Source organism: Luteimonas sp. 3794 (genome assembly GCF_031456825.1).
In the GTDB taxonomy this organism is placed as follows: Bacteria; Pseudomonadota; Gammaproteobacteria; order Xanthomonadales; family Xanthomonadaceae; genus Luteimonas.
In genome coordinates this window covers 93,888-106,778 of record NZ_JAVDVJ010000005.1, presented here as the reverse complement: position 1 = coordinate 106,778, position 12,891 = coordinate 93,888, and the positions used below count along the sequence as shown (strand labels likewise).

Here is a 12,891-nt window from a genome sequence, read left to right as displayed (position 1 = left end):
TCTGTTGCGATTGTAACGAACCCGGGCGCGGCGACGCGTCAGTCTTCGCCCTGGAACGCGCCAGCGCGATAAGTCAGCACCAGCGTGTCGCGGTGACCCGCGTCGTCGGCCGGCTGGATGGGCGTGGATTCGTGGATCACGCGATGGTCGTCCAACAGCAGCACCGCCCAGGGCTCGGTCAGCGTGAATCGTTGGCCCGCGGGGCCGTCGGCTTCGAACACGCGCGTCTCGCCACCCTTGATGCCGGCGCGCCCGACCAGCAGCACTGCGACGAAGTCGACGCCGTCGCGATGCGCGCCCTCGGGGGTCGGTCTGCCGATGCCATCGGTCGTGTCGATGCGGAACTGGTGCGCCTCGACATGCCAGTCACCATCGCCGCGCACGCTCGCGAACACGCGTCCGAGTCCGGCAAGGAGTCGGGACCAGGCCGGATCCACGACCAACTCCGGCGCCAGCGGCTCGAACCAGCGATGCATGCCGCCGTGCAGCGCGTTGTAGTCCTCGGACTGCCAGTGCGCGCGATGCGCGACCTGCGCGAGCGCATCCTCACGTTGCACGAAGCAGCCATGACGGCGCCGACGATAGCGTCCACCGTCCTTGAGATAGGCGTCGGGCGGCAGATCGTCCCACCCGGCCCGCCAGGCTTCGAGATCGTCGATGCGTACACCGCACAGGGCGGCGAGCGTCGACGGCGCGAGCACCGCGCAGCCGTGGGTGCGCAGAGCGTCGATCACGGCGTCGGGAGCGGTATACGGCGGCGGGAATGCGTTCATCGCGGAATTCTAGAGCCGCATCGATGCGCGTGCATGGTGTGGCCGTGCGCACGCGTGGAATGCAGTCGCCCTACCGGACGCGCAGCGCCCACACGGCCAACCTTGGTGTCGCGAGCTGCGGCGCCCTGATGCAACGCGACGACGCGCTGGGCGGCAGCAGTCGAAGCGGGCCATGCGCGCTGAGGGAGCGCGATCACGGGCGTCGCATCTGAAGCCAATGGCGCCGCCTGCATCATGGATGCACCTGACCACCGCACGGCGCGATGCTCTGACGGCAAAAAGCGGCGAGTTGTCCATGTGGCCATGGACGCCGCCCACAAAAAAACCCACCTTTCGGCGGGCTTTTTCGTTTTCAATGTGGCAGCCCCGGAAGGATTCGAACCTCCGAATGCCTGAGTCAGAGTCAGGTGCCTTACCGCTTGGCGACGGGGCTATGAACATATTGTAACGCCGAAACCGCGATGCTCCGCAAGCTTCGGCAACACCGGATCCACGCATTCGCGCGGATCCGGCACAGCGCGATCAGCGCTTCGAGAACTGCGTGGCGCGGCGTGCCTTGTGCAGGCCGACCTTCTTGCGCTCGACTTCGCGTGCGTCGCGGGTCATGAAGCCCGCCTTGCGCAGCTCGACCTTCAGCGTCTCGTCGTATTCGACCAGCGCGCGCGAGATGCCGAGGCGGATCGCACCGGCCTGGCCGGTCGTGCCGCCACCGCTGGTGGTCACCAGGATGTCGAACGTTTCGGTGTTCTGGGTCAGCTCGAGCGGCTGGCGCACGATCATGCGCGCGGTCTCACGGCCGAAGAACTCGTCGAGCGGACGATCGTTGACGGTGATCTTGCCGCTGCCCTTGCGCAGGAACACGCGGGCGACGGAGGACTTGCGACGGCCGGTGCCGTAATTCTGGGTAATTGCCATGACTTAGAGTTCCAGGGGCTGCGGCTGCTGTGCGGCGTGCGGGTGCTCGGCACCCTTGTAGACCTTGAGCTTGCGGTACATGGCGCGGCCGAGGGTGTTCTTCGGCAGCATGCCCTTGACGGCGATCTCGATCACGCGCTCCGGGTGGCGCTCAAGCGCCTGGCCCAGGGTCTCGGTCTTCAGGTTGCCGATGTAGCCCGTGAAACGGTGGTAGAGCTTGTCCGTCATCTTCTTGCCGGTCACGGCGATCTTCTCGGCATTGACCACAATGATGTAGTCGCCGGTGTCGACGTGCGGGGTGTAGACGGGCTTGTGCTTGCCGCGCAGACGGTGGGCGATTTCCGCGCTCAGGCGGCCCAGGGTCTTGCCGGAAGCGTCGACGAGGTACCAGTCGCGCTGGACGGTCTCGTTCTTGGCAATAAAGGTCTTCATGGGAATACTCGGTGGGTGACTGGTCGGGCTGGTTGCGCCGGAAGCCGGCGGAACGTCACCTCGCGTTGTAGAGCGTGCAACACAGAAGCGGAATGATAGCCGCCTGCCCATCCCCACGCAAGCTGGCGGGGGAAGCGCGCTGCCGGACGCTGGCGTGGCACGGGGCTAGCGCCGAGAATGATACGGGACGCGGCCCGCCTGCCGCGCTGCAGGAATCCAACCGATGCCCCTCCCCCGGCCCCGCTTCAATCCCGTCGACCAGCTGCTGGTCGAAACCCAGCGCGCGCTCGACACGGTATTCGGCAATCCGCCGGCCACTCGCCCCAATCCCGCCGTCGAGACGCCCGATGTCGTGCTCAACGGTGCCGAACGCCGCCACGCCGCCGGCCTGATGCGAATCAACCACGTTGGCGAGGTCTGCGCCCAAGGCCTGTACTTCGGCCAGGCCGCAGTGGCCCGCGAGGCCGACACGCGGGCGCACCTACTTGAAGCAGCGCAGGAGGAAACCGACCACCTGGCCTGGTGCGCGCAGCGACTGCGCGAACTCGACAGCCGGCCCAGCGTGTTCAACCCGCTTTGGTACGGCGGCAGTTATGCGCTGGGGGTGGTCGCCGGACTGCGCGGCGATGGCTGGAATCTGGGCTTCGTCGTGGAGACCGAGCGCCAGGTCGAGGCGCACCTCGACGAGCATCTGCAGACCCTGCCCGAAGCCGACCAGCGCAGCCGGGAAATCCTCAAGCAGATGAAGGAAGACGAGGCCCGCCATGCCGAACACGCCGAGCAGGCCGGCGCGCGCGTGCTGCCGTGGCCGGTGCCGTCGCTGATGGCGACCGCGTCGAGCCTGATGAAGGCGGTGGCGTACAGGCTGTGAATGCAGGCCCTGGATTCGTCACGGGTGATGTGATTGCGCAGAGCAAAAACAGCCACCTGCGATGACCCGCCCGCGCATCACCCGCTCAATGAAAACGGCCCCGCTTCAAGCGGGGCCGTTCTTTTTGCATGATCCGCCCAGGCCAAGCACGCATCACGGATGACCCGTCACGCCCGGTCAGTCGACCAGATTGCGGCCGTGATAGAGCTCTTCGATCTCGCGGCGCAGGCGCGCTTCGATCTTCATGCGCTCCTTGAACGAAAGATTGCGGGCCTTCTCTTCGAACAGGTACTGGTCGAGATCGAACTCCTTCAGGTGCATCTTCGTGTGGAAGATATTCTCCTGATAGACGTTCACATCGAGGGCGTCGTAGCGCGACTTGATGTTCTTCGCCAGGTAGTCCTGGATCGAATTGATCTTGTGATCGATGTAGTGCTTCTTGCCCTTGATGTCGCGGGTGAATCCGCGCACGCGATAATCCATCACCACGATGTCCGACTCGAGGCTTTCGATCAGGTAGTTCAACGCCTTCAGCGGCGAGATCACGCCGCAGGTCGCCACGTCGATGTCGGCGCGGAAGGTCGCGATGCCGTTGTCCGGGTGCGTTTCCGGATAGGTGTGCACCGTGATGTGCGACTTGTCGAGGTGGGCGACGACGGCGTCGGAAATCACGCCCTTGGCCTGCGCCTTGTCGATCACCGGTTCCTCTGAAATGAGGATGGTCACCGACGCGCCCTGCGGCTCGTAGTCCTGGCGGGCGACGTTGAGGATGTTCGCGCCGATGATCTCGGCCACATCGGTCAGGATCTGGGTCAGCCTGTCGGCGTTGTAGACCTCGTCGATGTACGCGATATAGCGCTGGCGCTCATCCTCGGACGCGGCGTAGCACACGTCATAGATGTTGAACGACAGCGCCTTGGTCAGGTTGTTGAAACCCTGGAGCTTCAGGCGCGGGAGCGGTTTGACCACAGCGGTCGACCCTCGGGGGTTGGGCGAAACGACGATTATGCGGCAAAGCACCCGCGCGCCGCGACCTCGGGGGCAAGCGGGTTTGCCCCGGGCAGCAGGAGCGCCTACTCTGCGCCATTCCCCCGATCCGAAGCCCATGACTCCGACACCTGTGGCCCTGATCAATCCCCATGCCCGCCCGCCGCATCCGATGGCGCCCACGCCTGCCGCCATCGAGCGTTTTCTGGCGCACTGTCATCGCCGCCGCTATCCGCCGCGCAGCGAAGTCTTCCGCCCCGGGGATCCGGCCGGCACGCTGTACTACGTCGTCAGCGGATCGGTCAGCATCATCACCGAGGAAGACGACGGTCGCGAACTGATCCTGGGATACTTCGGCAACGGTGAACTGGTCGGCGAGATGGGTCTGTTCATAGAATCCGACGTGCGCGAAGTCATCCTGCGCACCCGCACCCAGTGTGAGCTGGCCGAAATCAGCTACGAGCGGCTTTACCAGCTGTTCGACGGCGTGCTGGCCAATGACGCCACTTCGATCATGTACGCGATCGGTGCGCAGCTCTCCCGTCGCCTGCTCGACACCAGCCGCAAGGCCGGGCGTCTCGCGTTTCTCGACGTCACCGACCGCATCATCCGCACGCTGCACGACCTGACCCGCGAGCCGGAGGCGATGAGCCATCCGCAGGGCACCCAGCTGCGGATCTCGCGGCAGGAGCTGGCGCGCCTGGTCGGCTGCTCGCGCGAGATGGCCGGCCGCGTGCTCAAGAAGCTGCAGGCCGAGAACAAGCTCACCGCACGCGGCAAGACCGTCGTGCTGTTCGGCACCCGCTAGGACCGGCCGCGTGAGCCTCGGACACTTCGGCCCGCGGGGTGACCTGCCCGACGCCGACCTGCGCAGCGCGTCGCTGATCGATGCCGACGACGTGGCCGCGCTGCTGTCCGAAATGGGCTATCCGTGCACCGAGCACGAGGCCCGCGAGCGCATCCGCCTGATCAGCGACAACGACCGCCAGGCGCTGGTGGTCGCGCGCAGCGGCGGCCGGGTCTGCGGCCTGATCGCCCTCGACTTCATGTATTACCTGCCGCTGGGCTCGACGACCTGCCGCATCACCGCGCTGGTCGTGACCAGCGATTCCCAGGGCAAGGGACTCGGGCGGGAACTGCTGAAGGAAGCCGACCGCAGGGCCCGTTTCGCCGGCGCCGCGCGCCTCGAACTGGTCAGTGGCTCGCAGCGCGCCGACGCACACGCCTTCTACAAGGCCTGCGGCTTCTCCGACGGCACCTTGCGCTTCATCAAGCGGCTCGGCGACGCCTGAAGCCGCGCGCCGGTGGCGGCACACGCCCCGGTCACGCATCCACTGCACACTGCGCTGGCCTTCGGAGCCTCCGGCATGGAACTCGGCGATCAATTCCTGTTCTTCGTGCTAGTCGGACTGGCCGCGCAGCTGGTCGACGGCGCGCTCGGCATGGCCTTCGGGCTGGTGTCGTCGTCGGTGCTGCTGAGCATGGGCGTGCCGCCGGCGGCGGTCAGTGCCAGCGTGCATACCGCCGAGGTGTTCACGACCGGCGCTTCGGGCGCCTCGCACCTGGCGATGCGCAATGTCGACAAGCGCCTGTTTCTGCAGTTGGCCCTGCCCGGCATGGTGGGCGGTGCGATCGGCGCCTACGTGCTGACCCGGCTTCCGGGTGACGTGATCCGACCCTTCATCTATGCCTATCTGCTGATTCTGTCGATCGTGATCCTGCTGCGCGCGGCCGGCCGGCTGAGGCCGAAAAAGGAAGTCCGCCGGGTGTCACTGCTCGGTTTCTTCGCCGGTCTCCTCGATGCCAGCGGCGGTGGCGGCTGGGGGCCGGTCGCCACGTCCACCCTGCTGGCCCGTGGCGGCGCCGCGCGCACCACGATCGGCACGGTCAACGCCGCCGAATTCCTGGTCACCGTCTCGATCTCGGTGACGTTCTTCCTGACGATGGGCCTGCAGCACCTGGACGTGATCCTCGGCCTCCTGGTCGGCGGCATGATCGCCGCGCCGCTGGCCGCGCTGTTCGTCCGGCACGTCCGCGAGCGCTGGGTGCTGCTCGCGGTGGGCGTGCTGGTGATGGCGATCAGCCTCTACCAGATCGGCCGCACGCTGCTGGCTTGAGGCCGGGGCGCGACTCGGGCCTGCGCATGGTCGACATCTGTAGGAGCGCGCTGGCGCGCGATGCGGCTTGACCGGGAAAGCCGCATCGCGCGCAAGCGCGCTCCTACACAGGGCCGGAGCGCTTCCCCCTGACCGTTGTCTAAGGCGCGGCGACCGGATCGCCGCCGCGGTCGGCACAGCCCCAGTTGAGCACCGGTGTGCCCGGCGGCAGCGCGCGGCGGAACATGTCGACATTGGACGCCTTCGGGTTCACCACCACCGGCGCCTTCGCGGCCCTGAGCAGCGGCAGGTCGGCGGAGGAATCGGAATAGGCGATGTCGATCTCGTCATAGCCCCGCTCGCGCAGCATGCGCATCTTCTCTTCGGCGTGGCAGTGGCGGGTGGCAACGACCGCACCAAATCGCGGCCCGACCGCAGTACCGATCACCGGCACCGCCTCGTACGCAACGAACGCGAGAATCGCGCGGGCAAGCTCCGGCGGCGCGCCGGTCGCGATGACCACGTTGTCGCCGGCCACGCGATGCGCGTGCAGCACGTCGAGCGCGATCGGCAGCAGTTTGGGCTTGATCTGCGCCGCGTTGTCGGCGACGTAGCGGTCGATCAACCGGTCCAGCACGCCGCGGCTGTGCAGGCCGACAGTGCCGATCCAGACGAAACCGGAGATGCCGTAGCGGCGCGTAGGCAGGCACGCGATCATCGGGCCGAGCACCGGCGCGGCCAGACACGCCAACGCGGTGCGCCAGACGCTGCGGGTGATCAGCCAGCGGAACAGGTGGGTACCGGAGTCGCCGTCGTAGAGCGTGTGGTCGAAATCGAAGACGACAGTGCGCACCGTGTCGTTCGCCGCCGTGTCCTTGAGCAGCTGGGCCACGACCGGCGTGCCCGAGTCGGCGCTGGCGGTGTCCGTTTCCACGGGCGCCGGCGTGGTCGCCGCGGCGATCGCGATCGCGGAGATGTCAGCATGCGGCGCGCGTTCGGGCGCCTGCGCGCCCGGTACCGCGAACAGTGTGCGCAGCGCGGCGCCCGGATCGGGCTCGCGCATGAAAGCTTCGCCGACGAGAAATGCATCGATCCCCGCCTCGCGCATGCGCGCGACATCGGCGGCGGTGTGGATGCCGCTCTCGGTGACCAGGCGGCGATCACGCGGCACCGCGCTGCGCAGTTCCAGCGTGGTGTCGAGCGAGACCTCGAACGAACGCAAGCTGCGGTTGTTGATGCCCAGCAACGGCGCCGGCACCTGCAGCGCACGCTCGAGTTCATCAATGTCGTGCACTTCCACCAGCACGTCGAGATCGATCGACATCGCCAGTTCCGCGATCTCGACCAGCTGGCGGTCGTCGAGCGCGGCGACGATCAGCAGCACGCAGTCCGCGCCCAACGCACGCGCCTCGTACACCTGCCAGGGATCGACAATGAAATCCTTGCGCAGCACCGGCAGCGCACAGGCTTCGCGCGCCTGCACGAGATAGTCGTCAGCGCCCTGGAAGAAATCGATGTCGGTCAGCACCGACAGGCAGGCCGCGCCGCCGGCTGCATAACTGCGCGCGATCTCGGCGGGCTGGAAGTCGGCGCGGATCACGCCCTTCGACGGGCTGGCCTTCTTGACCTCGGCGATGACCGCGGCCTGACCGGCGGCGATCTTCGCCTCGATTGCGGCCGCGAACCCGCGCACCGGCGGCGCGGACGCCGCGCGCGCGGCGATGTCGGCCAATGGCCGCGCGGCACGACGCGCCGCGACTTCTTCGTGTTTGCGCGCAAGGATGCGCTGCAGGACGTCGTTCAAGATCTGCACCATGGGCCAGCGCAGGCGCCGGTCTGGAAAGGCCGCACACGATAACGCAGGCGACGGCGCGCCGGACCCTCAGCCGGGCAACACGGCGTCCGGGGCCTCCGCGGTTTCGTCGCGTGCCCAGTCATACGCGCGTTCGACGCGGGCGACCTGCACCGCGTACTGGTCGTACCAGCCGCGCTGGCTCTTGTCGGATGTCGCGCCCTGTGCGCTGTGCGCACGCCAGGCGCGAAGCGAGGCTTCGTCGGTCCAGTAACTCAGGGTCACACCCTCGCCGCCAGTGTCCTCGATCGATTCGACGCCGAGACAACCGGGCTGGCGTGTCGCCATCTCCAGCAGATCCCGACGCGATTCCACAAAGCCGGCCGCGTCCTCGCCGTTGCGGCGATAGCGGAAAATCGCAACGTGATACGGCGGGCGGAGCAACACGGGAGAGGGCATGCAGGGATCGCTTCTTGAATCACGAAAGGTCAGCATCCTTGCACCGCATTCAGCATACCTGCGCACTCCATTGCAGGGAACCCGGATGTGCCGTCAGGACGTCGAACGCTGCGTCTGCGTGACGAAGGTCTCCAAACGGCGCAACGCCTCGCCTGAAGCGATGGCATCGCGCGCGCGCTCGACACCCGCACCGATCGAAGCCGCTACACCGGCAACGTACAGCGCCGCGCCCGCATTGAGGCTCACGATGTCCTGGGCCAGACCCGGCGTGCCGTCGAGCGCCTGTCGCACCAGCGCCTTCGACTCGTCGGCGTTTTCGACACGCAGATTGCGGCTGGCCGCCATCGCGATGCCGAAATCCTCGGGGTGGATCTCGTACTCGCGCACCTCGCCGTCGCGCAGCTCGCCGACCAGCGTGCCCGCGCCGAGCGAGATCTCGTCCATGCCGTCGCGGCCCCAGACGACCAGGGCCCGCTGCGCGCCGAGCTCGCGCAGCACACGCACCTGGATACCGACGAGATCGGGATGGAATACGCCCATCAGGATGTTCGGCGCACCGGCCGGGTTGGTCAGCGGTCCCAAGATGTTGAAGATCGTGCGCACGCCCATTTCGCGTCGCACCGGTGCGACCGCCTGCATCGCCGGGTGATGCACCGGCGCGAACATGAAGCCGATGCCGGTTTCGGCGATGCACCGCGCCACCGCGTCCGGCTGCAGATCGATGCGCGCGCCGAGCGCTTCGAGCACATCCGCGCTGCCCGACTTCGACGACACGCTGCGGTTGCCGTGCTTGGCCACTTTCGCGCCGGCCGCGGCGACGACGAACATGCTCGCCGTCGAGATGTTGAAGGTGTGGGCGCCATCGCCGCCGGTGCCGACGATGTCCACCAGATGCGCGCGATCCGCGTCTGCGACCGGCACCGGCAGCGCGAACTCGCGCATCACCTGCGCGGCGCCGGCGATCTCGTCGACCGTTTCCTTTTTGACCCGCAGGCCGGAGAGGATGGCCGCGGTCATCAGCGGCGACACCTCGCCACGCATGATCTGGCGCATCAGTTCGACCATCTCGTCGCGAAAGATTTCGCGGTGCTCGATGGTGCGTTGCAGGGCTTCGTGGGGCGTGATGGGCATTGGGGTGGCCGGTAGTTCGTGAGAGGTCATGCGTTGTTCTCGTCATCCCGGCATTCGCCGGGATGACGGCGCTTGCGCGGTACCGGCGTCAGCGCTCGAGAAAATTCTTCAGCAATGCATGTCCGTGCTCGGTCAGGATCGACTCGGGATGGAACTGCACGCCTTCGACCGGGTGCGTGCGATGACGCAGGCCCATGATCTCCTCGCGGCTGCCGTCGTCGTTCTCGGTCCACGCCGTGACTTCGAGGCACTCGGGCAACGAGGACTGCTCGACCACCAGCGAGTGGTAGCGCGTGGCCTCGTACCCGTCCGGCAAACCAGCGAATACACCGCGGCCTGCGTGGCGGATTGCCGAGGTCTTCCCATGCATGATGCGCTGCGCGCGGACGACCTTGCCGCCGTAGGCTTGGCCGATGCCCTGATGACCCAGGCACACGCCGAGGATCGGCGTCGTCGCGCCGAGGCGTTCGATCAGTTCCAGCGACACGCCTGCTTCGTTCGGCGTGCACGGACCGGGTGAGATCACGATGCGCTCGGGTGCGAGCTTCTGGATCTCGTCGACCGACAGCGCATCGTTGCGCTCCACCCGCACCTCGGCGCCCAGCGCCTGCAGGTACTGCACGAGGTTCCAGGTGAAGCTGTCGTAGTTGTCGAGCATCAACAGCATGGGGTGGTTCCGGCGGAGCGAACTGCTAAGGAGGAATCGGCGCGATGCATCACAAACCCTTCGCCGCTTGCGCGACCGCGCGGAACAATGCGCGACCCTTGTTCATGGTCTCGGCCCATTCCATTTCCGGATCCGAGTCGTAGACGATGCCGGCGCCGGCCTGTACGTAGAGGCGGCCGTCTTGGATCACCGCGGTGCGGATCGCGATCGCGGTGTCGGCGTCGCCGTGCCAGCCGATGTAGCCGACCGCGCCCGAATAGACGTTGCGCTTGACCGGCTCGAGGCTGCGGATGATCTCCAGCGCGCGCACCTTCGGTGCGCCGCTGACGGTGCCGGCCGGGAACGTCGCGCGCAGCACGTCGGCGTAGCTCAGGCCGTCCTTCAGCCGGCCGGTCACTTCGCTGACGATGTGCATGACGTGGCTGTAGCGCTCGATGACGAAGCGCTCGCCCAGTTCGACCGTGCCCGGCGCCGAGACGTGGCCCACGTCGTTGCGGCCGAGGTCGATCAGCATCAGGTGCTCGGCACGCTCCTTGGGATCGGCCAGCAGCTCGGCTTCGAGCGCCTGGTCCTGCGCCGGCGTCGCGCCGCGCGGCCGCGTGCCGGCGATCGGGCGCACGGTGACTTCGCCATCCTTCAGTCGCACCAGGATTTCGGGCGAGGAACCGACGACCTGGGTGCCGCCGACGTCGAGAAAATACATGTACGGCGACGGGTTCAACGCGCGCAGTGCACGGTAGACGTCGACCGGTCGTGCATTGAACGGCACCGACATGCGCTGCGACAGCACGACCTGGAAGGCGTCGCCTGCGGCGATGAATTCCTTCGTCTTCGCGACTGCGTCGAGAAAACCCTCGCGGGTGAAGCCGGACACGAAATCGGATTCGTCGAGCGCGGCCGGCTGCAACGTTTCCGGGTACCCGGCGCCGCCCTGGCGCAGGCGATGGGTCAGCGCATCGAGCCGGCGGTTCGCGCGCAGCCAGGCCTGCGGTTCGCCCGTGTAGGCGTGGACCACGAGATACAGCCGGCCCTTGAGGTTGTCGAACACCGCGACCTCGGTGCTCAGCATCAGCAGGATGTCGGGCGTACCGAGCTCGTCGCGCACGTCGACGCGCCGGGCGTCACGCAGGCGCGGTTCGATGTACTCGACGCATTCGAAGCCGAACCAGCCGACGAGGCCGCCGGTGAAGTCCGGCAGGCCGTCGATCTGCGGCACCGAATGCGCGGTGCGCAGACGCTCGACCTCGGCGAACGGGTCTTCGACCTCGCGCGTCTCGATGACCTCGCCGTGCTCGCGCACCGTCAGCGTGTGGCCGTGGAATGCGTACACACGTTCGGCCGGCAGACCGATGATCGAGTAGCGGCCGAAGCGTTCGCCGCCTTCCACCGATTCGAACAGATAGGTATGCGGACCGTCGGCGAGTTTGAGGTAGACCGAGAGCGGCGTATCGAGATCGCTCAGGACCTCGCGGACCACGGGAACGTGGGTGTGGCCGTCAGCGGCGTAGTGCTGGAACTCGGTGTGCGTGATCACGCGGCATTTCCTGGTCAGTCGGACGAACGGGGGCAACGGAGGCGGTACGCCACCATCGCCAGCCGGCGTCGGGCAAACGGAAATGCGGGAGTGCGGACGCGTGCATGGCGGCTACTGTAGCGGCTCGGCCGGAAACGCGCGACAGCTTCAGGCCGTGGTACCGCGCGGGGACCCGACGAGCAGCGGGCAGTCGTCCGGCAGGTGCAGCCGCAGACGTCCGGGCTTGCAGGTGATCGCGAACCGCCGCGCGCGTGCGGGTTCGCCATCGAGATTGAGCACCAGCGGCGTGTCGGACTCGACGACGAGTTCGGTCAGCTGCGCGCGGACGGCGACCTGGTCGAGCGCGGCGACCTTGCCCTCGGTCAATGCGGTGCGCAAGGTGTTGACCAGTTCGCCTTCGAGTTCGGGAACGATGGTGACGTCGATCAGGCCATCGTCGATGCAGGCATCGGGACACAACGCCTGCCCGCCGCCGGCCTGACGGCCGTTGCCGATGCCCAGTGCGATGAAATCGCCCGCCCAAGCGAAATCCGGCCCGGTGATCCGCGCCTGCAGCGGCTCGATCCGGCCGAGGCGCGACAGGCCGGTGATGAAGTACGCGAGTCCGCCGAGCACCTTCTTCAAGCCGGCATGCGTCTCCACGGTCACCTGCGTGCCGAAGCCGCCGGACCCGAGATTCGCGCACCAGTGCACGCCGTCCTCGGTTTCGATGCGCAACACGTCGACCGGCACGGCCGGCCTGTCGAGCGCGAGCGCCAGTGCCTCTTCCGGCAGTTCGGGCAGTTCGGCAGCGGTCGCGAAATCGTTGGCGGTGCCGAGCGGCAGCAGCGCCAGCGAAGGCAGGTCGCCGGCATCGGCAGACTGCGCCGCGAGCACCGAGACCACGGCATTGAGCGTGCCGTCGCCGCCGGCCGCGATGATCGTGTCCACCGATTCCGCCAGCGCCTCGGCGGCGTAACGCTCCGCGTCGCCGGCTTCCCAGGTCACCCGGACGTCGATGTGGACCCCGCGCGCGCGAAGGGCCGTCACAGCCGTGCGCACGGCCTCGTCGCCCGCGGATTTGCCATTGAGGATCAGGCGCCAAAGCGGGTCAGGCATGCGGAGGGTCGTGCGGGTGGTGGAGGTGGCGCGGAGCGTAGCGGAAGCCCGGGGCATCGCTGTTAACCGGCCCTCACGCGTGTCATCGGCACGTCATCGAACGCCCGGAGCATGGAAGGCCATCGCAGGGACGACG

The 12,891-nt window shown here is 67.4% G+C and carries 14 protein-coding genes, 1 tRNA gene and 1 pseudogene; 4 read left to right on the top strand and 12 right to left on the bottom strand.

Translation table 11 applies throughout. The features are described from left to right. Positions 1 to 38: 38 nt before the first annotated feature. The 4 genes from J2X52_RS09620 to rplM all read right to left on the bottom strand — a co-directional run bounded on the left by J2X52_RS09620 (position 39) and on the right by rplM (position 2,120). On the bottom strand, positions 39 to 773 hold the full coding sequence (locus J2X52_RS09620; RefSeq protein WP_310152164.1) for a 2OG-Fe dioxygenase family protein: 735 nt from the start codon (positions 771 to 773) through the stop codon (positions 39 to 41). Positions 774 to 1,131: 358 nt separating this feature from the next. Beyond that, a tRNA-Gln gene (locus tag J2X52_RS09615) sits at positions 1,132 to 1,206 on the bottom strand. 89 nt (positions 1,207 to 1,295) lie between these two features. Then, a complete protein-coding gene (gene rpsI, locus J2X52_RS09610; RefSeq protein ID WP_310152162.1) occupies positions 1,296 to 1,688 on the bottom strand; it encodes a 30S ribosomal protein S9 in 393 nt (130 codons plus the stop codon). A 3-nt stretch (positions 1,689 to 1,691) separates the two neighbouring features. Then, positions 1,692 to 2,120, bottom strand: coding sequence for a 50S ribosomal protein L13 (gene rplM, locus J2X52_RS09605; RefSeq protein ID WP_159677749.1), 429 nt, complete (start codon positions 2,118 to 2,120; stop codon positions 1,692 to 1,694). Between the two features lie 223 nt (positions 2,121 to 2,343). Between rplM and coq7 the strand changes: the two genes are divergently transcribed. Beyond that, positions 2,344 to 2,991: a 2-polyprenyl-3-methyl-6-methoxy-1,4-benzoquinone monooxygenase gene (gene coq7 / locus J2X52_RS09600; RefSeq protein ID WP_310152158.1), complete on the top strand. Its 648-nt coding sequence runs from the start codon at positions 2,344 to 2,346 to the stop codon at positions 2,989 to 2,991. A gap of 177 nt (positions 2,992 to 3,168) precedes the next feature. On the opposite strand, the gene speD is transcribed toward coq7, so the two are convergent. Then, complete coding sequence (speD, locus tag J2X52_RS09595; protein ID WP_096300045.1) at positions 3,169 to 3,960, bottom strand: adenosylmethionine decarboxylase; 792 nt, start codon at positions 3,958 to 3,960, stop codon at positions 3,169 to 3,171. A gap of 190 nt (positions 3,961 to 4,150) precedes the next feature. On the opposite strand from speD, the gene crp reads away from it, so the two are divergent. The 3 genes from crp (at position 4,151) to J2X52_RS09580 (ending at position 6,095) form a co-directional block, all read left to right on the top strand. Next, positions 4,151 to 4,786, top strand: coding sequence for a cAMP-activated global transcriptional regulator CRP (gene crp / locus J2X52_RS09590; protein WP_310152482.1), 636 nt, complete (start codon positions 4,151 to 4,153; stop codon positions 4,784 to 4,786). A 10-nt stretch (positions 4,787 to 4,796) separates the two neighbouring features. After that, entirely contained in the window at positions 4,797 to 5,270 is a 474-nt protein-coding gene (locus J2X52_RS09585) for a GNAT family N-acetyltransferase (RefSeq protein ID WP_310152150.1), read from the top strand. A 75-nt stretch (positions 5,271 to 5,345) separates the two neighbouring features. After that, on the top strand, positions 5,346 to 6,095 hold the full coding sequence (locus J2X52_RS09580; RefSeq protein WP_310152147.1) for a sulfite exporter TauE/SafE family protein: 750 nt from the start codon (positions 5,346 to 5,348) through the stop codon (positions 6,093 to 6,095). Positions 6,096 to 6,234: 139 nt separating this feature from the next. On the opposite strand, the gene J2X52_RS09575 is transcribed toward J2X52_RS09580, so the two are convergent. The 7 genes and pseudogenes from J2X52_RS09575 to yegS all read right to left on the bottom strand — a co-directional run bounded on the left by J2X52_RS09575 (position 6,235) and on the right by yegS (position 12,755). Beyond that, positions 6,235 to 6,957, bottom strand: coding sequence for a haloacid dehalogenase-like hydrolase (locus J2X52_RS09575; RefSeq protein WP_310152480.1), 723 nt, complete (start codon positions 6,955 to 6,957; stop codon positions 6,235 to 6,237). Positions 6,958 to 7,095: 138 nt separating this feature from the next. After that, positions 7,096 to 7,878 (bottom strand): annotated as a pseudogene (gene trpC, locus J2X52_RS09570) (indole-3-glycerol phosphate synthase TrpC); the annotation flags it as partial. Positions 7,879 to 7,956: 78 nt separating this feature from the next. Beyond that, positions 7,957 to 8,313 carry an antibiotic biosynthesis monooxygenase family protein gene (locus tag J2X52_RS09565; RefSeq protein WP_310152144.1) on the bottom strand — a complete coding sequence of 119 codons (357 nt, stop codon included), beginning with the start codon at positions 8,311 to 8,313 and terminating at the stop codon, positions 7,957 to 7,959. A 105-nt stretch (positions 8,314 to 8,418) separates the two neighbouring features. After that, positions 8,419 to 9,456: an anthranilate phosphoribosyltransferase gene (trpD, locus tag J2X52_RS09560; RefSeq protein WP_310152141.1), complete on the bottom strand. Its 1,038-nt coding sequence runs from the start codon at positions 9,454 to 9,456 to the stop codon at positions 8,419 to 8,421. Between the two features lie 88 nt (positions 9,457 to 9,544). Then, positions 9,545 to 10,123: an aminodeoxychorismate/anthranilate synthase component II gene (locus J2X52_RS09555; RefSeq protein WP_310152138.1), complete on the bottom strand. Its 579-nt coding sequence runs from the start codon at positions 10,121 to 10,123 to the stop codon at positions 9,545 to 9,547. A gap of 49 nt (positions 10,124 to 10,172) precedes the next feature. Then, a complete protein-coding gene (trpE, locus tag J2X52_RS09550) occupies positions 10,173 to 11,657 on the bottom strand; it encodes an anthranilate synthase component I (protein ID WP_310152136.1) in 1,485 nt (494 codons plus the stop codon). 147 nt (positions 11,658 to 11,804) lie between these two features. Continuing rightward, positions 11,805 to 12,755, bottom strand: coding sequence for a lipid kinase YegS (gene yegS, locus J2X52_RS09545; RefSeq protein ID WP_310152134.1), 951 nt, complete (start codon positions 12,753 to 12,755; stop codon positions 11,805 to 11,807). Between the last annotated feature and the right edge of the window lie 136 nt (positions 12,756 to 12,891).

Excerpts from the sequence above, each read along its gene's own strand:
- J2X52_RS09620 (WP_310152164.1), bottom strand. The coding sequence starts at position 773 with ATGAACGCATTCCCGCCGCCGTATACCGCTCCCGACGCCGTGATCGAC.
- rpsI (WP_310152162.1), bottom strand. The coding sequence starts at position 1,688 with ATGGCAATTACCCAGAATTACGGCACCGGCCGTCGCAAGTCCTCCGTC.
- rplM (WP_159677749.1), bottom strand. The coding sequence starts at position 2,120 with ATGAAGACCTTTATTGCCAAGAACGAGACCGTCCAGCGCGACTGGTAC.
- coq7 (WP_310152158.1), top strand. The coding sequence starts at position 2,344 with ATGCCCCTCCCCCGGCCCCGCTTCAATCCCGTCGACCAGCTGCTGGTC.
- crp (WP_310152482.1), top strand. The coding sequence starts at position 4,151 with ATGGCGCCCACGCCTGCCGCCATCGAGCGTTTTCTGGCGCACTGTCAT.
- J2X52_RS09580 (WP_310152147.1), top strand. The coding sequence starts at position 5,346 with ATGGAACTCGGCGATCAATTCCTGTTCTTCGTGCTAGTCGGACTGGCC.
- trpD (WP_310152141.1), bottom strand. The coding sequence starts at position 9,456 with ATGCCCATCACGCCCCACGAAGCCCTGCAACGCACCATCGAGCACCGC.
- J2X52_RS09555 (WP_310152138.1), bottom strand. The coding sequence starts at position 10,123 with ATGCTGTTGATGCTCGACAACTACGACAGCTTCACCTGGAACCTCGTG.
- yegS (WP_310152134.1), bottom strand. The coding sequence starts at position 12,755 with ATGCCTGACCCGCTTTGGCGCCTGATCCTCAATGGCAAATCCGCGGGC.